A 22,168-nucleotide genomic window follows, 5' to 3' on the forward strand; every position below is an offset into this window, starting at 1 on the left:
TGACACGCATCCCTAGGAGGCGACATGAAGTCACGTCCGCTCGCCATCGCCCTCGCCGCGCTCGCCGTGATGTTCGCCGCCGCCTGCGGCGGCTCGAGCGGCGGCGAATCCGCCGGCCGGCCGATGCCCGAATCCGGAAGGGCGGTCCCGTCCATGCCCCCGGACGCCGCCCCCGAGGCCGGGGACCAGGCCACCGCCGAGTCCGGGGCCCGGGCCACCGCCGGGAGCGAGGCCCCCCAGGCCGAGGTCACCCGGCGGCGCGACACCTCCGCCGAACAGATCTCCACCTTCGCCCTCGACGTGGACACCGCCTCGTACGGCTACAGCAAACGGACCCTCGCCGAGGGCAGGCTGCCGGAGGCGGACCAGGTCAGGCCGGAGGAGTTCGTCAACTCCTTCGCGCAGGACTACGCGGAGCCCGAGGACGACGGGTTCACCGTGCACATGGACGGCGCCCGCACGCCGGGGAACGGCACCGCGCTGCTCCGCGTCGGCCTGCAGACCCGGAGGGCGAGCGCGGAGGCCCGGCGCCCGGCGAACCTCACCTTCGTGGTGGACGTGTCCGGCTCGATGGGCGAACCCGGCAGGCTCGACCTGGTCAGGGAGGCCCTGCACAAGCTCATCGACCAGCTCGGGCCCGGCGACCGGGTCTCCCTCGTGGCCTTCAGCGACGAGGCGGACGTCGTCCTCTCCATGACCCCGGCGACCGACAGGGAAAAGCTCCACGCCGCCGTCGAACGCCTCGCCGTGCAGCAGTCGACGAACCTGGAGGCCGGGCTGACCGACGGTTACGCCGAGGCCGCGGCGAGTTTCAGGCCGGTGGCCGTCAACCGCGTCATCCTGCTCTCCGACGGTCTGGCCAATGTCGGTGACACCACCTGGCAGGGCATCCTCGACCGGGTCGAGGAGGCCGCGGCCAAGAAGATCACCCTGCTGTGCGTCGGCGTCGGCCGCGACTACGGCGACGAGCTGATGGAACAGCTCGCCGACAACGGCGACGGCGCCGCGGTCTACGTCAGCTCCGTCGACGACGCGCGCAAGGTCTTCGTCGAGCAGCTCGCCACCAACATCGACCTGCGCGCCCGCGACGCCAAGGCGCAGGTCGTGTTCAACCCCTCGGCCGTGGAGTCCTACCGCCTGATCGGCTACGAGAACCGGCAGATCGCGACCGAGGACTTCCGCGACGACACCAAGGACGGCGGCGAGGTCGGCCCCGGCCACTCGGTGACGGCCCTGTACGAGGTCCGGCTGCGCGAAGGAGCGTCAGGCCAGCTGGCCACCGCCACCGTACGCTGGCAGGACCCCGACACCCGCGACCCCGGGGAAGCCGCCCGTTCCCTCGCGGCGGGAGACCTGGCGGCCTCGCCGTGGGAGGGACCCACGCCCAGGTTCCAGGTCGACGTGGTGGCCGCGGGCTTCGCCGAGTATCTCCGCACCGGGGAGAGGGTCGCCGGAGCCGCGCCCGGCGACCTCGTCGCCCACGCCACCCGCCTGGCCGCGTCGACCGAGGACCCCACGGTGACCGAGCTCGCCGAGCTGATCGAGAAGGCCACGTCGCTCCGGTAGGCGTCCGCACGCGCACATCATGATCGGGTGGGCCGGTTCCCCGCGAGCCGGGAGCCGGCCCTCCGGGCGGCCCGCGCCGCCGGTTCCGCACCGGTGACCGGATCTTGGGCGGAGCCGCGACGGTTACAGGGTGCGGGGTGATTTCCTATACACTGGCGTGGTCGCCGGGCCTGGCCCGGCGACATCGGTTAACACCCGAGGGGCTATGGCGCAGCTGGTAGCGCGCCTCCATGGCATGGAGGAGGTCTGGGGTTCGAATCCCCATAGCTCCACTTCGGTGACTGGGGTCCGCTGTTCGCAGGTAGAAAGCCTGCTTCCGGCGGGCCCCTTCGTCGTTCACGCGGGAGATCGCGGTGCTCGGTGGGATCCACCGGGATCGATGAGACCGGCCATGAGCGTGCCCCCCGGTGTTTTTGCGGGGGCACGCTCATGGCCGGTCGTTTTTCAGGTGTCCGGCCCGGGGGAGGGCTCAGGCCGGAGTGGTTGTCGGAAGGGTCAGTTGCCGGTGATCACGAAGGTCGTCCCCGGCTGCCTCACGATGTTGCCGTCGGCCGAGTTGGTGATGGTCACGTTCGACAGGATCGCGTTGCCGCGGGCGCCGCTCATGGCCAGGATGCCGGCGCCGTTGTTGGACTTGTCGATCTTCACGTTGGTGATCGCGACGTTCGGCATGTTGCCGCCGCCCGTCTTGAACTGGATGCCGTCGTAGGTCGAGTCGTAGATGTCGGTGTCGCGGATGGTGACACCGGGGATGTCACTGGCCTGCGGGAACAACGTGATCGCGCCGAACTCCTGGTCCTCGTTCCAGAAGACGCCGCCACTGCGGTAGATCCCGTTGTTGGCGAGCAACGTGGTCCCCGAGAAGGGCAGGGGGCTGTGGTCGGTCGCCAGCATGATGGCCGGGTAGTTCATGGTGTCGTAGATCAGGTTGTTCTCGGCCGAGTTGTCGTAGCCGCCGTAGATCGCGATGCCGTTCGCCCGCCAGGGCAGCTGGATGGTGTTGTTGACGAAGTGGTTGTCGTGGGTGTTGTCGACGACCCGGTCCTTCACCGCCTGGTTGGCCCAGATCGCCAGGGCGTCGTCGCCGGTGGTGCGGAACGAGGAGTTGAACACCCGCGAGTTCCGCGTGCCGTTGGTGAAATTGATGCCGTCGGCGTAGGTGTTGCGGATACGCATGCCGCTGAACAGCAGGTTGTCGCCGGGGCCCCACAGAGCCGGGATGTTGTCGTAGTCACGGCCGACCCAGGCACCCACGTTGGCGTGCTCGATCCACACGTTAGTGATCTTGGTGTTCTCGCCGAACCGGCCGTTCAGGCCCACCCCGCCCTCGTCGTTGCCGTCCCCGCCGCGAATGCGGCCCGAGCCGAAGATGGCGATGTCGGAGATCTGGGTGTTGCTGTCGATGTCGAAGCCGAAGTTGCCCTCGTGCGGGTGGTTGATGCCGCCCACCACGTCCTGCGGCTCGGTCAGGGTGTACAGCTGGGAGTGCCACATGCCCGCGCCGCGGATCGTGACGTTGCTGATGCCCACCTGGTTCCACTGACCCCGGTTCAGCGGGTCGTCGGTGAGGATCTTCTGCTCCTGGCGCCACTGGCCCGCCGGGATCCACACGCAGCTGATGACGCCGTTCTGGTCGTCCGTCACCGCCCGCTGGATGGCGGCCGTGTCGTCGAGACCGTCGTTGGGCACCGCGCCGTAGTTCGTGATCGAGGTGCAACCGGCCGGCTGGCTCGCCGCCGGCGCCACCTGCTCCAGGTCGATCAGGTCGATGATGTAGAACGAGGCCGTGTCGCCCGCGTCACGCTGCAGCTTGAACTTGGTGCCGGCCGGGTAGCTCTGCGAGAGCAGCGCGTTCGACTCGTCGAACAACCGCCGGGCGTCGGCCTGGGGGGTGTTCGTCAGCGCCTCGGGGCCGTCGGTGTTCCCGTACAGCCAGCTGTGGCGCGACGAGAGGGTCAGCTTCCTGGAGAAGGTTCCGTTGATGTAGAGGCTGATGCTGGCCTCGATGCCACCGCCACCCGCCGCGTCGGGGATGGAGTTGCGCACCACGATCGAGTTGGCGGCGCTGGTCGAGGTGAACTCGACGAACTGCCCGGTGCTGTTCAGCCGCACCGACTTGCGGCCCGAGGACTCGGTGGCGAAGTTGGTGTGCCCGAAGGTGCGGAGCGGGTCGGCCTCCAGCAGGGTGCCCTGGTAGTTGGCGGCCTCGGCCTCGTACTCGACCCACGGGACGGCCGCTCCGCGCCCGACCACGATCGACTGGGAGAACGTGTTGTTGTTCTCGTTGGTCTCGGTGACGGTGTTGGTCGCGTCGGCGGTGGCGGTGATGGTGGCGCCGCCGCTGGTGGCGGTCCAGCTTCCGCTGACGGCCACGTTGGCCGTCGCGCCCGCGGCGATCGACGCGGTGCTGCCGTTGAGCGTGGTGCCGCCCACCACCACGCGGGTGACCGTGGTCGCGCCCGACGCGGCGGTTCCCCGGTTCTTCACCGCCACGGTGAACGTGACCGGCGCGCCGACGGCCGGGTTCTGCGGGTTGGAGGTGACGCCGAGGACCTGCAGGTCGGGGCCGGGAGCCTGTGCGACCACCAGCGGCGACGAGGCGGTGAGGGTGTTGTTGCCCTCGTTCTGCTCGAAGACCGTGTTGTCCGCGTCCACCCTGGCGCTGACCGTGTAGCTGCCCTCGCCGCGGGTGCCGATGTTGTGGGTCACCGTGGCCGTGGCGTTGGCGGCCAGGGCGGGGATGGCGACGGTGCCGACAAGGGTGCCGTCGAGGTTGAGGTTGACGCTGTCCGCGGGGGAGGCGGCGTTGCCCGCGTTCCTGACCGTGGCCGACAGCGTGATCGCGCTGGCCTCGCTCGGGGACGCCGGGGTCCACGAGAGGTTCGTGACCGTGAGGTCGGGGTTCGGCGCGGGGACGCCGAAGACCTGGAACTCGGCGACCTGCCCGCCGGGCGCGCCGCTGTTGCTGGTGAACCTCAGCTGTACGTCGGCGACGGTGGCGCTGAAGCTGATCGTCACCGAGTTGCCGCCGGAGGCCGGGTTGAACGTGTAGTTCTGCGCCGACACCAGGTTGGTGTAGCCCGTGGCGTTCTGCTCACGGCCCAGGACCTGGATGTTCTGCGTACGGGTGCCCCACGCGGAGTCGGGGTTGAGCTTCACCACGACCGAGCTGACGCCGGCGTTGGCGCCGAGCTTGGCGGTCAGCGTGTTCGGGAACGCGCCGGAGTTGGCCTCCCAGTAGGTGGCCAGGTTGTTGTCGTTCGCGTTCGCCGCGACGAACGAGTGCACGTGGCCGGACGCGACGATCTCCTTGCCGATCGCCAGGTTCGAGCCGGGGTCGCCGGTGCCGTTGCGGGTCACGGAGTTGCTGTTGGCCGACTGGTTGCCCGCCGCGTCCTTGGCCCGCACGAAGTACGTCACGGTCGCCGACGCCGGCTGGTTGTCGGTGTAGGTCAGCACGTTGCCGACGCTGCCCCGCAGCTGGTTGTTGGCGTAGATGTCGTACCCGGTGACGCCCACGTTGTCGGTGGAGGCGTTCCAGGCCAGCCTGATCTGTCCGGTGGCCGGCTGGGTGAAGGCGAGGTTGCCGGGGGCCGACGGGTTCTCGTTGTCACCACCGGTGGCGGCACCGTAGATCTCGAACTCGGAGATCTGCGCGGCGGGCCAGCCGGTGTTGGCGGTGATGTTGACGCGCCAGTAGCGGTGGGTCGCGGCACCGAAGTTGATCGTGACCGTGTTGCCGGTCGCGGGGTTGAACGTGTAGTTCGCCGAGGCCACCACCGTGCTGAAGGTGTTGCCGTCAGCGCCGCCCTGGACCGAGAGCGTCTGGGTGCGGGTCTGCCAGACGGCCGGCGGGGGCAGCTTCAGGACGATCTGGTCGACGCTCGTCGCGGTGCCGAGATCGATCCGCGCCCACTGCGGGAAGCTGTTGTTGGCGCTTTCCCAGTAGGTGGCCTGGTCTCCGTCGTTGATGGCGGACACCGGTTGGCCGCCCGTGGTGCTGCTCGCCTGGGTCGCCTTGCCCGGCGACAGATTGGGTCCGGCTGCGGCGGAGGCCGGGACGACCGACCCCACGACGAGTAGTAAGCCGGTGGCGACCATGGTCGCCACCAGCCGTAACGGTCTGTACAGCATTTTCATTCGCGTTCTTCTTCTCTCGTCAGGCACGGCAGGGCCGAGGCGTGAAGGCAAGGGGGCCTTCACCGCACACGTAATGGGGGGCAGGTGCACGACGCAGTGCATCCCTGGAGAGTTGCGAGCGATAGCAAGAAAATGAACAGGAGTTTGCAATATTCTTGCATGACGTTGGCCAAATGTTACATACGTGCTACGGTCACGTCAACGGCTGGGAAGCAGCTTTCTCAACTGGCCCGACGTGAGATGTGACAAGAGGTCAAAACGACCGTTGACGCCGGGGTGCGGGCGCTGGGTACGAGCGGCCGGGCTGTGAGCGCCGGTTCGCGTACGCAAGATGTGAGCGCCGGCCTGTAAACACCGGGTCGCGGATTACCGGGCGGTGGACACCGGGCCGTGATCGCCGAGCCGTGGACGCAAGATGTCGACACCGGCGCGTGGGTGCCGGGTGCGGGCGCCGAGCCGTGAGCGCCGGGCCGTGAGCGCAAGATGTCGACGCCGGTCCGTGGGTGCCGGGTGCGGGCGCCGGTCCGTGGACGCGAGATGTGGACACCGGTTCGTTGTCGCCGCTCCGCGGGCGCGAGATGTGAGCGGCGGTTCGTGAGTGCCGGGGGAGGAGAGATCACCCCCGCGCGTCGCCTGCCGTCCGCCGGCGCGCGGGGGTGGTCGTTCTCAGCCCAGTTCTCAGCCCAGTTCGTAGTCGAGGTGGAAGGAGTGGGCGCCGTCGTCGTTGGTGATCTGGCCGCCGCCCCGGATGCCCAGCAGCTCGCCGGTGCCGGAGTCGGGAAGGATCGTCCAGCTCAGCGCCGACTTCCCGGCGTGACCCCCCGCCGTGTGGTGGAGCACGAAGGTGCCCTTGCGGCCGTGCGCGGTGCCGGTGAAGCGCTCGAAGCCCACGTAGGCCGCCGATGTCTCGACCTGGGGGATCGCGGTGATGATGTCGGTGGTGCTGGTGCCGACCAGGTCGCCCTCGAAGGTCTTGGTGATGTGGACGCGCGAGAGCGTGGCGCCCTCGGCCTCGTCGTAGGGCTGCGGCTCCCAGCCGTCGATGGTGAAGGTTCCTGCGGCGCGAGGCATGTGGGCTCCCTTGTGGAATTCCGGGTCTTGCGCCCAATCCTGGCGACCGTACCTGACAGCTGATGTCAGATACGGACCTCCTACGACAGCCTCCATTTGTCCATGTTCCAGGTGATGGTCGACTGCGCGGGGTTGGGGACGACGTTCTGGAGCGTCTCGTCCCACGCGCTGAGGCCCGGGTGCTGGAACAGCGGGATGGTGGCCAGGTCGCTCCAGAGCCTCTTCTCGATCGCGCCGATGATCGGGTTCTGGGCCGCCAGGTCCACCGTCGAGTTCAGCTCCGTGATGAGGCGGTCGACCTGCCTGCTGGAGTAGCAGCCGTTGTTGTTGCCCTTGTTCTGGGCGTCGCACCTTCCGGGCGAGGTGAAGTTGGAGGCCCAGCCGCTGACCAGGGTGGAACCCGACCAGGCGAACAGGGCCACGTCGTAGCCGTTGCTCGGCATCACGGTGCCGAGGAAGTCCTCGGAGCCCTTGTCGACGACCTTGAAACCGGCCTTGTTGCAGGAGTCGATGATGAGCTGGACCGCCGCGGTACGGCGCGGGTTCGGGGTCTGGTAGCCGATGCTGACCTGCAGGCCCGTCCTGCCCGCCTTCCGCAACAGTGCCTTGGCGCCCGCGATGTCCTGCCGCGCGTACAGGCCCGCGCTGCCGCTGGCCGCGACGACCGCGGCGCTGTTGGCCTGGAAGGGGGCCACGGTACGGACCTCCAGGGGCTTGGCGGCGGGCGAGACGGGCCCGATCAGGGTGTCGACGATGAGCTGCCTGGGCACGCACCTGGCGAACGCCTCGCGCAGCCTCCTGTCCCTGAACGGGCTGGAGTCGAAGTTGAAGTCGAGGTGTTCGTAGGTGTACTTCTCGAAGACGCCGACCTCCACGCCCCGCAGCGACTGCAACTGCTTGAGCACGTCGGGCCCCGGCTGCGGCTCGACGATCTGGACCTCGCGGTTCTGCAGCGCCTGGGCCTGCTCGTCGAGGGTGATGAAGCGCTCGACGATCGTCGGGGTCGCGGCGGGGGTGCCCCACCACCTGTCGTTGGCGACCAGGGTCAGCCGCTGCCCGGCGTCCAGCTTGGAGAGCTTGTACGGCCCCGAGGACGGGATCAGCTCGGCGTCGGGCAGCCTGCCCTCGGAGACCCAGCCGTCGTTGAAGAACGTGATGCCCTTCTCGATCCTCTTCGAGTCGGCCTTTTTGACCGCCGCGATGAAGTCCTCCTCGGACAGGCCGTCCTGCTTGGCGATCACATGGGCGGGCATCATCTCGGTCGCGCCGGGACCTCCCGCCACCCAGTCCGCGAACGGCTTGTCGTAGACCAGGGTGAACTCCCTGCCGCCCTTCTCGCAGCCGGGGACCCGGGTGTCCCGCAGGCCGGTGGTGTCGGCGGAGGCGAAGCCCCTGACCTTGCCGGATCGGAAGGCCCACCACAGCATCACGTCGTCGCAGTCGATCGGGACGCCGTCCGACCAGACCGCCTTGTCGCTGATGGTGTACTTGACGCTCAGCGGGTCGTCGGAGACCTTCTCGTACGTCCCGAAGTCCTTGTCGGGGGTGATCGCGCCCTTGTCGCCGTAGAACCAGAAGCCCGTCAGCACCCGCTGCAGGGGGGCGGCGTTGCGCGTGGCGTTCTCCGCGGTGGTGTTGTTGTTGTAGGAGTGGAACTCCTGCTCGTACGCGTAGGTGATGGTCTCGCTCGGCGGGGCCGAGTCCGAGCCGGAGGCCGAGGGGCCGTCCGCAGGGCCGGTGTCCGCGCAGGCGCCCAGCAGGAGCGCGCCACCCGCGAGCAGCGCCAGGAACCTTCCCGGCCTTCGTGCGTGGAACACGGCACCACCCCTTCGATCGCCCGGTCCCCGGTGGCCCCCGTGCCGGTCGAGCATCGTCGCTTCTCGCGGCCGGGAGGGGCCCGGGACGGGCATCGCGCCTCCCCGTGACCGTGCCCGGGCGCGAGACCCTCAGATGAGGAGAATAGAAAAAACATAACCTTTGAGCGAATTCACCCAATACGTGAGACGGCGATCTCCCGGATTCGCGTCACGAGCGGGACTGATCTGGCCTGATCCTTGCGGTTATTGGCACTCGGGCCACTCGTGGACCGGCATGCCCACCTCGATTATGGAGCGCATGACAACGACACTTCGGGCGCCCGAACGTAAGCTGCACCGCGCCTGGATCGTGGCGGGAGTCGCGTTCGTGGCCATCCTCGGCGCGGCCGGGTTCCGGGCGACGCCCGGCGTGCTGATCACACCGCTCCAGGAGGAGTTCGGCTGGTCCAGGGGGACGATCTCGCTGGCCGTCTCGGTCAACCTCATGCTCTACGGGCTCACCGCCCCCTTCGCCGCCGCCCTCATGGACCGCTTCGGCATGCGCAGGGTGGTGACGTACGCGCTGCTGCTGGTGGCCGCGGGCAGCGGGTTCACCATCTTGATGAACGCCCCCTGGCAGCTCGTCCTGTGCTGGGGCGTCCTGGTCGGCCTCGGTACCGGCTCGATGGCCCTGGTCTTCGCCGCCACCCTCACCGAACGCTGGTTCGTCCGCCACCGCGGCCTCGTCACCGGCGTGCTCACCGCGGGCGGCGCCACCGGGCAACTCGTCTTCCTGCCCCTTCTCGCCCACCTGGCGGCGGACAGGGGCTGGCGGTCGGCCGCCGTCACGGTCGCCGTCGCCGCCCTCGCCGTGGTCCCGCTGGTCTGGTTCCTGCTGCGCGACCGGCCCGAGGACGTCGGCACCACCGCCCTGGGCGCCGATCCCGACGCGCCCCCGGCCGTCCGGCCCGCGCGGGCCGGGGGTGCCGCCTCGCGCGCCCTCGGCGTGCTGCGGAGCGCGGCGCGCACGCGTCCCTTCTGGCTGCTCGCCGGGGGGTTCGCGATCTGCGGGATGAGCACCAACGGCCTGGTGGGCACCCACTTCATCCCCGCGGCCCATGACCACGGCATGGCCGAGCCGACCGCCGCGGGGCTGCTCGCCCTGGTCGGGATCTTCGACGTGGTCGGTACCGTCGCGTCCGGCTGGCTGAGCGACAAGGTGGACTCGCGCATCCTCCTCGGCGCCTACTACGGGCTGCGCGGCCTGTCGCTGATGGCCCTGCCGAGCCTGTTCGGGGCCACCGCCGAGCCCAGCATGCTCGTCTTCATCATCTTCTACGGCCTCGACTGGGTGGCCACGGTCCCGCCGACCGTCGCCCTGTGCCGCCAGATCTACGGTCCCGACGGGGCCGTGGTGTTCGGCTGGGTCTTCGCCTCCCACCAGGTCGGCGCCGCGATCGCCGCGGTCGCCGCGGGCGTCACCCGCGACCACTTCGGCGCCTACGACCTCGCCTGGTACGCCGCGGGCTTCCTCTGCCTCGCCGCCGCCGTCATGTCGGTCGTCATCACCAGGAAGTCCATCGCCGGGAAGACCGTCACCGGGGAGTCCACCACGCAGGAGCAGGCATCCTTGAAGGCGTGAGAGAACGAGGCGGGCAAGTCGAGGGACACGAGAACGGCGACGGCGGGAACGGCGGCGACGGCGGGGACAGGGACCGGGACTGGGACAGGAGAGTCCTCCCGCTCGTGGTGCGGATCGAGCGCTCCGCGCCGCCCGAGCGGACCGACGCCCTGGAGGCGGCGGCCCTGGCCGTGCTGGCGCTGCTCGACGACCCGCGCGCCCTCGACGACGGCGAGTGGGCGGAGGCGGTGGGGGCCTGGGACGGCAGCCGGTTCAGGAAGGTCGTCCGGCGGGCGCGCGGGGCGGAGTGGCGCAGGGTGCTCGATCTGCCCGGTGTCACCGTCACCTCCGGCACCGCCGAGGTCCGCGTCCACCCGCCGGTCCCGCTTGACGGCTGGCCCAAGGACCTCTCCAGGCTTCAGGTCTCCGGTACCGAACTCGCCGACTCCTCCGCACCGGGACCGCCGGGAGACGTGGTGCTCTGGCTCAACCCGGGGCTGACGATGTCGGCGGGCAAGGCCATGGCCCAGGCCGGGCACGCCGCCCAGCTCGCCTGGCAGGCGAGCGGGAACGACACCAGGAGGGCGTGGCGGGACAAGGGCCTGGCGGTCTCCGTGCGGACCGCCGACCCCGCCGCGTGGGCCGGGCTGGTCGCCTCGGGCCTGCCGGTGGTCAGGGACGCCGGGTTCACCGAGATCGAGCCCGGCTCCCGCACGGTCGTCGCGGATGCCCCGTGGCTGCGCGGGGGCGGCCGGTGACGGCCGGGTGATCGGCGGGTGATCGACAGGGGGACGCCGGCGTTCGAGCGGGAACGGCCGGTGGCCGGGCTCCGGGGGCGAGCGGTCAGCGGGGCATCCTGACGATGTCGGCGAGCACGCCGCCCTCGGGGGTGAGCCGTGCCTCCGACGGGCTGTCGTAAACCACCAGGAGGCGATCACCGTCGAGCACGGTGATCCCCTCCGGGTGGTCGTTCCCGTTCCCGTGCGGCAGGTCGCCGACGAGATCCAGCTCGTGCCCCACCGAAGGCTCGTTCTCCGGCTCCCAGCGCAGCACCCGGACCGGGCCGTCCAGGCTCATGGTCGGCCCGGCGAGGATCAGCAGCCCGCCCTGGTACGGGCACATGTCGCGGATGCCGAGCCCCCCGAGGTTCAGGAAGTGCGTCCGGTACGGCCTGCCGTCGATGGGGGCGAGCCTCAGGTTGCCGGGACGCCGGGGGTCGCTCTCCGGCCGGATCTCCATCAGCACGGCCCAGCCGCGCAGCACCGGGCCGCGCAGCCCGACGAAAAGGCGGCCGTCGAGCATGGCGATGCCCTCGATGTCCAGCCCGTTGTCCTTGCTGGGAATCGCCACGAAGGGGGCGAGGTGCGGATCGTCCGCCAGCAGGTCGGCCAGGTTCCGGCCGGGGCCCGCCAGGATCTCCGCCCTGCGGGAGCCGTCCTCGCGGACCGGGGTGGCGCCGACGAGCGGCAGCCGTACGAGGATGTAGCGGTTCTCCTCGCGCACCACGCTGCCGAGGCGGCGGCGGGCCTTGTGCGGCGGATGCCCCTTCTTGATCCGCCTGCGCTTGAGGCTGTGCGACCCGATCGCCCAGAGCCAGCCGTCCGCCCGGCCCAGACCCTCGATGTCGGCCTCCTCGTCGCGCCCGGCGGGCAGGTCCACGAAATCGGCGAGGTAGAAGGTGCGCTGGTCGTCGTAGCGCCCGGCGCGGAACGCCAGATGCTCGACGGTGGCGGTCTCGTCACCGGCCAGCCAGAGCCCCAGGGCGTCGGTGCGCACGGCCGACAGATTGGTGTGCGTCCTCGCCTCGCGTGAGGAGACGTCGAACCTGAGCTCCACCTGGCGTTCCACGAACATCCTGGAATCATCGCAGGGTGTTTCACGCAAGGGGTCGCAGGGTGTTTCACGCAAGGGGGAGGAAGGTACTCGTTCCCGAAGTGTGATGGGGATCCCGCGCGAGAAAACCGGATTTGTCGTACGCTCCCGATCGTGCTCGATGGGTTGGGTGGGACTCAGGGGACCCGGGAGACGGGTCCCGCGCCGACATACGCGACCGCCGAGGCGGCCACGTCGGAGATGCCGAAAATCGTGGCAGAGAGCCCCCCGAAGCTGCCGGATTCCCCGGTGAAGCGGTCCCGCATCGGCGACCTGCCGATGCGCGTGATCTACCGCATCCTGGCCGTGGGCGTCGCGGTGATCGTGGCCGCGGCCGCGGCGGTGGTCGGCTTCGTCTCCTCGAGCTCCTCAGATCAACCGGGTGGGGGAAAGACGGGGCAGATCGCCGCGCCATCTGCCGCGCCACCCTCGCCCGGTCCAGGCTCGGCGGAGCCGTCCGCCCCGGTGACGGAGCCGTCCGCCTCGGCGTCGGAGCAGGCGTCCACGGAGGCCTCCGCGCAGGCCTCCGCGACGCAGTCGGCGCAGGCGTCCCCCTCGGCGTCGGCCTCGGCGAGCCCTTCCGAGACGGCCGCCCCCTCCTCGGCGCCCGACGGATCCGAGCCCGCGCCCGACCGCAGCGCCGTCATCGCGGCGCTCGCCGACTCCCGGGTGCCCGATCTGCCGCGCGACAAGCGGCTCGGCCGCCTCTCCGGCAAGGCGGACAAGAGCAAGCGCCGCGTCCAGGACGGCAAGTCGGGCGTGTCGCTGATCCGCCTGGGCAAGCCCTGGAAGGTCTTCGGCGCGTCGCCGTTCTCCACCAAGCAGGTGCTGCCGAAGGCCAAGGGAGCCGCTCACCGGGCGATGGTCGTGAGTTGCCCGGTGCCGATCCTGGTGCAGAAGAAGGCGAAGGACACCGCGCTGCTGGCCGCCCGGTGGACGCTCAACCACCACCCCAAGGGCGGCAAGATCACCTGGACCGCCTCGCAGCCGATCAAGGACGGCTGGCTGCTGGCCTACCGGGTGAAGTACAAGCTGAAGGGCAAGGCGCGCTCCTCCATGGCCGCCGTCGCCGTGACCGATGTCCCCGGTGCCAAGCCCGCGATGCTTTTCGCGACGATCCCCGACGTCCAGAGCAAGTACTGGCGCACCATCAACACCGCGGTCTCCTCCCTCCGATTGAAGTGATCCCCACCTGGGCAGGAATCGCCTTGTCCGTGTGACCTGGTGAAACTCGGGGGAATTTCACGGTCGGCCGCTCCGCCGCACGCGCGGCGACCTCCCGCCCGCTCGCCGGGCGTGGAGCTCGGCTCTCCCGCGGCGGCGGCTCCGGTTCCGAGGGCCCGGACCGAGCCGGACCTCCCGGACGCGCCTTCGGGAGGCCCGTCCGGCCCGGCTCCCCGAGTCGTCGAGGGGGAAGTCGTGAGCCGACCGGCGTCTCAGGAGCGTAAGGGGTCCGGCCCCGACACGCCCGGCGAGGAGAGCGGGTCCAAGCCCTGGCGGTCCGAGGGCCTGCCCGACGACGGGGGCTCCACCCCGCGGCGCCCGAGATTCAACTGGGTGCGCTTCCTGATGACCATGGTCATCGTCTACGCGGGCTTCGTCATCGTCTCCTCGTTCTTCGGAGAGACCACCGAGCCGATCTCCTACACCCAGTTCACCCAGCAGGTCCAGGCGGGGAACCTCAAGGACATCTACGCCACGGGCACCTCCATCGAGGGCACCCTCAGGAAGCCCGCCCGCGATCCCGACAGCGGGAATGTCACGTACGAGAAGTTCTCCACGGAAATGCCGATCTTCGCCGACAGGGCGGAGCTCTACCGGCGGCTCCTCGCGACGGGCGTGAACATCAGGGCCGAACCCGTCGGGGGCGGCGACTTCCTGTTGAACCTCCTGCTGTCCCTGCTCCCGGTCCTGCTGCTGGCCGGCCTGTGGATCTGGCTCGTACGGCGCGCGGCGTCCGGTGCGATGGGCGGCGGGACGGGCGGCCTCGGAGGGCTTGGGGGTCTCGGCGGCCTCGGCAGGTCCAAGGCGGCCACGCCGGTGGAACCGGCCAAGGTCCGGGTCGACTTCAACGACGTCGCGGGCATCGACGAGGTCCAGAACGAGGTCGCCGAGGTGGTCGACTACCTCAAGGATCCCGACAAGTACCGGAGGCTGGGGGCGAAGCTGCCCAAGGGTGTGCTGCTCGCCGGGCCGCCCGGCACCGGCAAGACCCTCCTCGCCCGCGCCGTGGCGGGGGAGGCCGACGTGCCCTTCTTCTCGGCGAGCGCCTCGGAGTTCATCGAGATGATCGTGGGGGTCGGGGCCTCGCGGGTGCGCGAGCTGTTCGACGAGGCCCGCAAGGTCGCCCCGTCGATCATCTTCATCGACGAGATCGACGCGATCGGCAGGGTCAGGGGCGGCAGCACCATCGGCGGCCACGACGAGCGCGAGCAGACCCTGAACCAGATCCTCACCGAGATGGACGGCTTCACCGGCTCCGAGGGCGTCATCGTGATCGCCGCCTCCAACCGGGCGGAGGTCCTCGACCCCGCGCTGCTGCGTCCCGGCCGCTTCGACCGTACCGTCGTGGTGTCCGCGCCGGACGCCGAGGGGCGGCTGGCGATCCTGCGGGTCCACAGCCGGGGCGTGCCGCTCGCCGGCGACGTGGACCTGGAACGGCTCGCCAGGACCACCCCCGGCATGACGGGCGCCGATCTGGCCAACCTGGTCAACGAGTCCGCGCTGCTCGCCGCCAAGCGGGGCAACGACACGGTCCACGCCTCCGACCTCGCCGACGCGCTGGAGAAGATCCTGCTCGGCGCGGCCCGCACCGTCGTGATCCCGCAGGACGAGCGGAGGCGCACCGCGTACCACGAGGCGGGCCACGCGCTGCTCGGCATGCTCCAGCCGGGCGCCGATCCGGTGAGGAAGGTCTCGATCATCCCGCGCGGGCGGGCACTCGGCGTCACGCTCTCCACGCCCGACACCGACCGGTACGCCTACGACGAGAAATACCTGCGAGACCGGATCGTCGGAGCCCTCGGCGGCATGGCGGCCGAGCAGGTCGTCTACGGCGTGATCACCACGGGCTCGGAGAACGACCTGGAGCAGGTCACCGTGATCGCCCGCGGAATGGTCGGACGCTGGGGCATGTCCACCAGGATCGGCCCGCTGGCCGTCCTGCCCGGTGTCGCCGACGGCCAGCCCACCGCCGCCCCGGACACCCTCTTCGCGGTGGACCAGGAGGTACGGCGCATCGTGGACGAGTGCTACGAGGTCGCCCGGTCCGTCCTGGGGGAGAACCGGAGCCGCCTGGACGGCATCGTCGCGGCCCTGCTGGAGAACGAGACCCTGGGCGAGGCCGAGGCCTACGCCGCCGCCGGGCTTTCGCGGAACACCGCTCCCGGACCTCCTTCCTCGGAGCCGCCTCCGCGGCTCCCACCCCCGCCTCACGCCTGACCTCCGCCGCGCTCCTTCCGGCCGGACGCCCCGTCTCTTCCGACTGGATGTCTCCGCCTCACGCCTGGTTTTCGCCCCGCCTCTCCCGATCGAACGACTCCGCCTCACGCCTGGCTTTCGCCGCGCTTTTTTCGACCGGACGCCCCGCCCGTGGCAGGGGGACGGGGAGAGCCGCGCTAGGCTCGGTCGCCGTGACCCAGATCGTCCTCGCCTCAGCCTCTCCCGCCCGCCTCGCCCTGCTCCGCAGCGCCGGACTCGATCCCAAGGTGATCGTCAGCGGTGTGGACGAGGACGCCATCACCGCCGACAGCCCGAGCGAGCTCTGCCTCGCGCTGGCCCGCGCGAAGGCGAGCGTGGTCGCCGGTGGGCTGACCGGCGGGCTGGTGATCGGCTGCGACTCGGTGCTCGAACTCGACGGCCGGGCCTACGGCAAGCCGTCCTCGCCCGAGGAGGCCGTCGCCCGCTGGCGCGACATGCGCGGACGCGAGGGCCGCCTGCTCACCGGCCACTGCGTCATCGACGCCGCCGACGGGCGCGAGGTGGCGGAGGTGGGCGCGACGGTCGTGCGCTTCGGCACCGCCGGAGACGACGAGATCGCCGCCTACGTCGCCACCGGCGAGCCCCTCCACGTCGCCGGGGCCTTCACACTGGACGGTCGCGGCGGCTGGTTCGTCGACGGCATCGACGGCGACCACGGCAACGTCCTGGGCATCTCCCTGCCCCTGCTCCGCCGCCTCTTCGGCGCGCTCGGGGTCTCCGTTCCCAGCCTCTGGCAGCGTCCCTGACGTCTGGCGCGAGCCTCCGGCCGCGGAAGCGCCCTTCTGACGGGCCGCCGTCTCGCGCGTTCCACGGCGTCTCCGTTCCCGGCCCTTGGGAGGCGTTCCTCGGGCGTCTCCCGCCCTGTCCTGCCCTGTGCGTCCTCTGACGTGCCCCGCACGTACGTCCGGCGGTGTCTCCCGTTCCGTACGTCCGGCGGCGTGCCCGGTGCCGCCGTGCGCGCACCCTCCCCGGGGGAGGCCCGATCCCGATAATCTTCCGTCATGGGTCATTTCCGCTCCTTTGTGGACGGCATCGGGTTCTTCTTCCAGGGACTGCGCTGGGTCGCGCGAAACCCGCGCTGGTGGCTGTTCGGGTTGATCCCGGCTCTGATCGCGTTCGCCCTCTACGCGACCGGCCTCTACTTCCTCGGCACGAACGCGCTGGACATCGCCGCCTGGGGCACGCCGTTCGCCGACGGATGGGGCGAGGCGGCGCGGAACGCGCTGCGGGCGCTGGTCGGGCTGGCGCTCTTCGTCGCCGGGGTGATCCTGTCGGTGGTGACCTTCACGGCGATCACCCTCATCCTGGGCGATCCCTTCTACGAGAAGCTCTCCGAGAAGGTGGAGGAGACCTACGGGGAGGTGCCGACCGGCTACGACCTTCCGCTGTGGAAGTCGATCCCCCGATCCATCAGGGACAGCCTGATCACCCTCGGATGGCTGTTGCTGTTCACGATCCCGCTGTTCTTCCTCGGTTTCGTGCCGGTGATCGGGCAGACGGTGGTGCCGGTCCTGGGCGCCCTGGTCTCGGGCTTCTTCCTCACGATCGAGCTGACCACGCTGGCCCTCGAGCGCAGGGGACTGGCGCGCAAGAGCCGCTTCGGCCTGATCAGGGGGAACAAGGCCCCCGCGCTCGGCTTCGGGGTCCTGCTCTTCCTGCTCTTCCTCATCCCGTTCGTCGCGGTGGTCGCGATGCCCGCCGCCGTGGCCGGTGCGGCCATCATGGTCCGCACCCGCCTGGCGCCGCCCGTCCTCCCGATGGGAAGGACGGGCGGAAGCCCGCGCATCGACAGGGGTGCCTGAGAAGTTCCCGCGGTCCCCGGAAGGGGGCGACCCGGCCGTCAGCGCGTCTCGACCCAGGTGCTGACGATCGTGTGAGGGGTGATGGTGGTGAACGAGACGGTCCCGGCGGGCTGCCACGGGCCGATGATCGGGATATAGCCGACCTCGGCCAGGAAGTGCTTCTGCAGCACCCTGATGCGGTGCTCGCCCGTGCCGGTGGCGCAGAAGCTGGAGGCCCACCTCTCCTGCGCGTTGACCTGGTAACCGCAGCCCTCCGGCGCGGCGGAGGCGCTGGAGGCCGTCCCGGTCATCAGCCCCGCGGTCAGCAACCCGGTGGCGCAGGCCGCCGCGGCCCATCTTCTCGCGATCATCTGTGGACTCCTCGTACGGGGGCGGGTGTCATGCGAGGCCGGCCGTTTCGGGAGTCCGTACAGCTGCGGCGGACCATGGGCCGGTGATCGTGTCCGGCGAACCCGCCGTGGCGGGCCGGCGCGATTACTCTTAGGAAACTTTCTTTTAAGAAAAAGTAATCCGGCCGGGAGAGGGCGTCAATATCCCGCCGCCCCGATTCCCCGCCCGTGGACGCGACCCCTCGCCTGTGGACAGTCGCGGGCTCTGTCCACAGAAAGGGGTTCGGTGCGGGGATGACGGTCCGGTTCCGGCGAGGCTTCGGGGCATGACACCAGACAGCCCGGCCTCGCCCGAGCCCTCGTCGTCCCGGCCCCCGGCCTCGTCCTCCCGGCCCCCGGTCTCACCCGAGCCGTGGCCCTCAGCGTCCCCGGTCTCGCCCGAGCCGTCGCCGCCACCGTCTCCGGCCTCGCCCGAAGCGCCGTCCTCTCGGTCTCCGGTCCCGCCAGAGTCGTCACCCTTGGCGTCTCCGGTCTCGCCTGAGCAGTCGCCCTCGGCGCTCCCGGTCTGGCCCGGCGCGTCCTCTCCGCCGAGTTTTTCGCCGCCCCGGCTCCTGCTCGGCTCCACGGAAGACGTCCTGGGCGCCGTTCCGTACCTGCTGGGGTTTCACCCCGCCGACAGCCTCGTCGTCATCGGCCTCACGGGCGGTCCGCCCAGGAGCAGGCTGCACCTCACCGTCCGGTGGGACCTGCCCCTGGGCTCCGGCGGTCTCGGCCAGATCGCCCCGCTCTTCGGGAAAGAGGGCGTCACCCAGGTCGTCGTGGTCGGTTACGGCTCCGGCCCGCTGGTGACCCCGGCCGTCGACGAGGCCGTGGCGCTGTTCCGCCGGAGCGGTCTCACCGTCGTCGACGCGCTCCGGGTGGAAGGCGGCCGCTACTGGTCGTACGGGTGCTCGCGGACCGACTGCTGCTCGGCCGACGGCATGCCGTACGAGCGGCGGGCCAGTGCGGTCGCGGCCGAGGCGATCCTGCACGGTCTGGTCGCCCTGCCGGACAGGCAGACCCTGGAGCGCTCGCTCGACCCGGTCACCGGGCCCGCGCGAGAGGCCATCCGCGAGGCGACGGGCCGCCTCGCGGAGGAGCTGCGCGGCAGGCTCGCCGGATGCCGCGACGCCGACGGGTTCGCGGCGGAGTTCGTCGCGGACGGCATGGCCAGGGTTCGCGAGGCGATCGTCACCTACGCCTCGGGAGGGCGGCTCGGCGAGGACCAGGCGGCCAGGCTGGGGCTCGACCTGGCGGTGATCAGGATCCGTGACGAGGCGTGGGCGCTGGTCACCGAGGAAAACCACGACGCGCATCTCAAGCTCTGGCACGACCTCACCCGGAGGCTGGAGCCGAGGTTCGTGCCTCCGGCGGCCTCGTTGCTCGGCCTGGTCGCCTGGCGGCGGGGAGACTCCGCGCTGGCGGGCGTCGCCCTCGCGCGGGCGCACGAGGCCGACCCCGGATATTCGATGGCCAACCTGCTCGCGCACGCGATCCACCATCTGGTCCCGCCCCACGTGCTCAACGACAGGATGCCCAGCCCCGAGGAGCTCGATCAGGAGATGGGCAGCCCCCGGATGGCCTGGCTGCTCCCGATGGCCGCGCTGCTGGAGGGGTCCGGCGGCCCCGGGCGCGAGGCGGCCGCCGGTTCTTCGTGGTCCCGTGTCACCGGATGACCGGGGTCTCCCAGGTTCCGGTCACGAGGGGTGGCCGGGCTCCCCGGCTCAGCCCTCACGCCGGTGCGTCATCGATTCTTCAGGTCACCGGTCTGGGGGACCCAGGAAACCTCCGGCCGTCCTCTCTGCAGGACACGCTGGAGCACGCCGACTCCCGCTCCCGTCGCTCCCACGAGGGTGACCAGAAGGTGGACGGCACTGAAGTAGAGGCCGAAGAGGAGGCCCCGGCGGGCGAACACCCGCCGGTAGGTGCTGCCGTCGAGCACCACGGCGGCGGCGACGAGCAGCGGCGACACGAGGGCGCCGACGGGGCCGACCAGCAGTGGCAGCAAAGCCGCCGGTACGGCGGCGACCAGCAGGACCCCGCCGAACGCACGCGGCACGGAGTCGCCCGGCGTCTCGCCCCGGGTCCACTCCCGCGCGCTCACCCGTGCGCGCCGGAACACCTTGCTCAGGATCATCCGCAGCGTGGAGTCGTGGTCGGCCCGGCCGCAGACGGCGGCGGTGATCCGCACCTCGTAGTCTTTCCGCATCAGCCGGGAGCGATAGTCCGCGGACACCGTGTCGCTCAGGTGTGGGTTGAAGGGGCCGATCTCCTTGAACACCTCGGCCGACACGGCGAGCACGGCCGCGTGCAGCTCAAGGGTCGGACGGTCGGTCGGCATCCACCAGTGATACATCTGCAGCGCGCGATACTGCGCGGGGAGGGTCTGGGCCGCCAGAGGCTCGGGGTGCAGGATGCCTCCCAGGGCACCCAGCCTGGGCTCGGCCTGGAGGATGTTCACCGCGTTCTCGACGGCGTCCGGGTCGAGGGCGATGTCGCCGTCCTGGAAGAGCAGGATCTCGCCGTGGGAGTGCTCCGCGCCGAGGTTGCGCGCGGTCGACGCCCCGCTGTTGACCTCGGTGCGCAGCACGGTGACGCCCATCGACCTCGCCACCTCCGCCGCGTCCTCGGTGCCGCAGTCGTCCACCACGATGACCTCGATGGGCGAGTAGGTCTGCTTCTCCAGCGCGCGCAGGCACAGGCGTAACACGTGGGATCGGTTGAAGCTGGGGATGATGACCGAGACTAGGGGGCGTTCTCGATTCATGGGTCGCTCCATTGGCTGAAGGCCGCTCTTTCCGAACCGCCAGGTGTTGGCCGATGACAGGGCGGGCTGCTCTGGTGGGTCCTCGATCAGTCGGCCGTGGCTCGTCGCCCGGCCCCAGACCGCCTTGCCTCCGACCCACGCTAGCCGTGACGGCTTGTCTCATTCTTGTCGTGCCGTCCGCGATGTCACGCGGTTCCCTTCCCGCGCGGTCCGCCATGTCGTACGGTTCCCTTTCTACGCGGTCCGCCGTGTCGCGAGGTTCTCCTCCCGCGCGGTCCAGGGCGCGGACGACAAGGAAGCGACAAGAACCGGTCAGTACGTTGAGGACCGCTGGAAGTGATCGCGGATCGTCAACGGCTGTCGCCGGCCTGACCTACGTGAGGTGGTGTGCTGATGGGCGACCGGGACATCGTGACCGAGGATCAGCCCACGGACGCACCGCCCGGGAGCTCGCCCGGGAGTCCGTTCGAGAACTCATCCGGAAGTCCGCCTGAGAGCCCGGCCGGATGGACGGCCCGCCTCGGCCGGATCATCCGGCCTCGGCGGCGGTGGTGCCTGGGCACCCGGTTGGTGGTGACCGCCACCACGGCGTGGCTGCTGTTCGTGGTCGCCCACCTGCTGGTGAGCGGCCGCACCTCGCTGTGGGCCCCGCTCGACCTGATGCCGCCGTTCATGTTCGTGGCGGTGCCGGCGCTGCTGCTGGTGGTGGCGCCGCTGGCGCGCCCGGCCCGGTGGCGGATCATCGCGACGCTGGTGTTCACCCTGGTGCTCGGCGCGGGACAGAGCGGGATCAACGTGGCGACCCTCTGGTACACCCCGCCGCCCGCGCCGCCCGGGGCCATCAAGGTGACCACGTGGAACACCGAGTTCTGGGACCAGGATTGGCGCACCTCCGACGGAAACAGCTATTCGCCCAACTTCTACGACTACCTGCACAAGATGGACGCAGACGTCTACCTGCTCTCGGAGTACCTGTACGTCGACACCTCGGCGGGGGACATGATGACGTCGAAGTGGACCGCCGACATGGCACTCCGCATCGACAAGCTGTCAGAGCTACGACGCGAGTTCCCGGGATACGAGGTCGCGACGTCCGGAGAGCTGATCACGCTCTCCCGGCTTCCCATCGTCGGGCAGCGCGGGCTCGACATAAGCCCGTGGCTGCCCGACGACCAGAAGGCGGTGCCGGAGGTGATGCGGGACTGGCCGACCTCCTACACGGTCGAGACGCTGCGCACCGACATCCAGGTGAACGGCACGGTCGTCTCCTTCTACAACACGCAGGTCAACCAGCCCCCGCGCGAGTGGCGGCTGTACGACGGTGAGGCCCGCGACTCCAACCAGTACGCCCACAGCCGACGGGAGGCGAGCTATCGGGCGCTTCGCGCGGACATCGAGGCCAACGACCACTCGGTGGTGCTCGCCGGTGACCTGAACACCACCCCGGCGATGGGGATGCTCCGGCTGCTGCCGGAGAAGCTGGTCGATCACACCCAGGCGCTGCCGTCCCTCTATCCGGCCACCTACCTCGCCGGAACCGCCGAGCTCTGGCGGATCGACTGGGTGCTCACCACGCCGGACGTCGTCGTGCACCGCTACGAGATGCCCGGAGCCGCCGGACTGTCCGACCACCGCCCCCAACAAACGGTTCTATCGGTCGGCCACTGAGCCGTGGAAGGAACTCA

General features: G+C 70.4%; 16 protein-coding genes and 1 tRNA gene. 11 read left to right on the forward strand and 6 right to left on the reverse strand.

The window, feature by feature from the left end:
• Positions 1–24: 24 nt before the first annotated feature.
• Positions 25–1,566 (forward strand): YfbK domain-containing protein, encoded by a 1,542-nt coding sequence (locus ACSDR0_RS22755; protein WP_435290885.1) that lies wholly within the window; start codon positions 25–27, stop codon positions 1,564–1,566.
• A 199-nt stretch (positions 1,567–1,765) separates the two neighbouring features.
• A tRNA-Ala gene (locus ACSDR0_RS22760) sits at positions 1,766–1,838 on the forward strand.
• A 223-nt stretch (positions 1,839–2,061) separates the two neighbouring features.
• Here the strand turns inward: ACSDR0_RS22760 and ACSDR0_RS22765 are convergent.
• The 3 genes from ACSDR0_RS22765 to ACSDR0_RS22775 form a co-directional block, all read right to left on the reverse strand.
• Positions 2,062–5,706 carry a CARDB domain-containing protein gene (locus ACSDR0_RS22765; protein ID WP_435290886.1) on the reverse strand — a complete coding sequence of 1,215 codons (3,645 nt, stop codon included), beginning with the start codon at positions 5,704–5,706 and terminating at the stop codon, positions 2,062–2,064.
• A 678-nt stretch (positions 5,707–6,384) separates the two neighbouring features.
• Complete coding sequence (locus ACSDR0_RS22770; RefSeq protein ID WP_435290887.1) at positions 6,385–6,777, reverse strand: DUF3224 domain-containing protein; 393 nt, start codon at positions 6,775–6,777, stop codon at positions 6,385–6,387.
• Positions 6,778–6,857: 80 nt separating this feature from the next.
• On the reverse strand, positions 6,858–8,594 hold the full coding sequence (locus tag ACSDR0_RS22775) for an ABC transporter family substrate-binding protein (protein ID WP_435290888.1): 1,737 nt from the start codon (positions 8,592–8,594) through the stop codon (positions 6,858–6,860).
• 298 nt (positions 8,595–8,892) lie between these two features.
• Between ACSDR0_RS22775 and ACSDR0_RS22780 the strand changes: the two genes are divergently transcribed.
• Together ACSDR0_RS22780 and ACSDR0_RS22785 are read left to right on the forward strand one after the other, a co-directional pair.
• Positions 8,893–10,215, forward strand: a complete 1,323-nt coding sequence (locus ACSDR0_RS22780; RefSeq protein WP_435290889.1) for an MFS transporter — start codon at positions 8,893–8,895, stop codon at positions 10,213–10,215.
• Positions 10,212–10,952 (forward strand): peptidyl-tRNA hydrolase, encoded by a 741-nt coding sequence (locus ACSDR0_RS22785; RefSeq protein ID WP_435290890.1) that lies wholly within the window; start codon positions 10,212–10,214, stop codon positions 10,950–10,952. The genes ACSDR0_RS22780 and ACSDR0_RS22785 overlap by 4 nt, the downstream gene beginning before the upstream one ends.
• Positions 10,953–11,037: 85 nt before the next feature.
• Here the strand turns inward: ACSDR0_RS22785 and ACSDR0_RS22790 are convergent, their stop codons facing one another.
• The gene (locus ACSDR0_RS22790; RefSeq protein WP_435290891.1) at positions 11,038–12,048 is read right to left on the reverse strand and encodes a DUF3616 domain-containing protein; all 1,011 of its coding nucleotides are present in this window, start codon (positions 12,046–12,048) and stop codon (positions 11,038–11,040) included.
• A 267-nt stretch (positions 12,049–12,315) separates the two neighbouring features.
• Between ACSDR0_RS22790 and ACSDR0_RS22795 the strand changes: the two genes are divergently transcribed.
• From ACSDR0_RS22795 to ACSDR0_RS22810, 4 genes are all read left to right on the forward strand, one after another.
• A complete protein-coding gene (locus tag ACSDR0_RS22795; RefSeq protein WP_435290892.1) occupies positions 12,316–13,251 on the forward strand; it encodes a hypothetical protein in 936 nt (311 codons plus the stop codon).
• A gap of 234 nt (positions 13,252–13,485) precedes the next feature.
• Positions 13,486–15,507: an ATP-dependent zinc metalloprotease FtsH gene (ftsH, locus tag ACSDR0_RS22800; RefSeq protein WP_435290893.1), complete on the forward strand. Its 2,022-nt coding sequence runs from the start codon at positions 13,486–13,488 to the stop codon at positions 15,505–15,507.
• A 191-nt stretch (positions 15,508–15,698) separates the two neighbouring features.
• Positions 15,699–16,292: a Maf family protein gene (locus ACSDR0_RS22805; RefSeq protein ID WP_435290894.1), complete on the forward strand. Its 594-nt coding sequence runs from the start codon at positions 15,699–15,701 to the stop codon at positions 16,290–16,292.
• A gap of 255 nt (positions 16,293–16,547) precedes the next feature.
• Complete coding sequence (locus tag ACSDR0_RS22810) at positions 16,548–17,348, forward strand: EI24 domain-containing protein (protein ID WP_435290895.1); 801 nt, start codon at positions 16,548–16,550, stop codon at positions 17,346–17,348.
• 38 nt (positions 17,349–17,386) lie between these two features.
• Here ACSDR0_RS22810 and ACSDR0_RS22815 read toward each other — a convergent pair whose 3' ends face one another.
• Positions 17,387–17,698, reverse strand: a complete 312-nt coding sequence (locus ACSDR0_RS22815; protein WP_435290896.1) for a hypothetical protein — start codon at positions 17,696–17,698, stop codon at positions 17,387–17,389.
• 391 nt (positions 17,699–18,089) lie between these two features.
• On the opposite strand from ACSDR0_RS22815, the gene ACSDR0_RS22820 reads away from it, so the two are divergent.
• Entirely contained in the window at positions 18,090–18,218 is a 129-nt protein-coding gene (locus tag ACSDR0_RS22820) for a hypothetical protein (protein ID WP_435290897.1), read from the forward strand.
• Positions 18,196–19,392: a DUF4192 domain-containing protein gene (locus tag ACSDR0_RS22825; protein ID WP_435290898.1), complete on the forward strand. Its 1,197-nt coding sequence runs from the start codon at positions 18,196–18,198 to the stop codon at positions 19,390–19,392. Before ACSDR0_RS22820 ends, ACSDR0_RS22825 begins: the two co-directional genes overlap by 23 nt.
• Before the next feature lie 68 nt (positions 19,393–19,460).
• On the opposite strand, the gene ACSDR0_RS22830 is transcribed toward ACSDR0_RS22825, so the two are convergent.
• Positions 19,461–20,483, reverse strand: coding sequence for a glycosyltransferase (locus ACSDR0_RS22830; protein ID WP_435290899.1), 1,023 nt, complete (start codon positions 20,481–20,483; stop codon positions 19,461–19,463).
• A gap of 573 nt (positions 20,484–21,056) precedes the next feature.
• On the opposite strand from ACSDR0_RS22830, the gene ACSDR0_RS22835 reads away from it, so the two are divergent.
• Entirely contained in the window at positions 21,057–22,151 is a 1,095-nt protein-coding gene (locus ACSDR0_RS22835; RefSeq protein ID WP_435290900.1) for an endonuclease/exonuclease/phosphatase family protein, read from the forward strand.
• The last annotated feature ends 17 nt before the right edge of the window (positions 22,152–22,168 follow it).

The organism is Streptosporangium sp. G11 (genome assembly GCF_051192615.1).
GTDB lineage: Bacteria > Actinomycetota > Actinomycetes > Streptosporangiales > Streptosporangiaceae > Streptosporangium.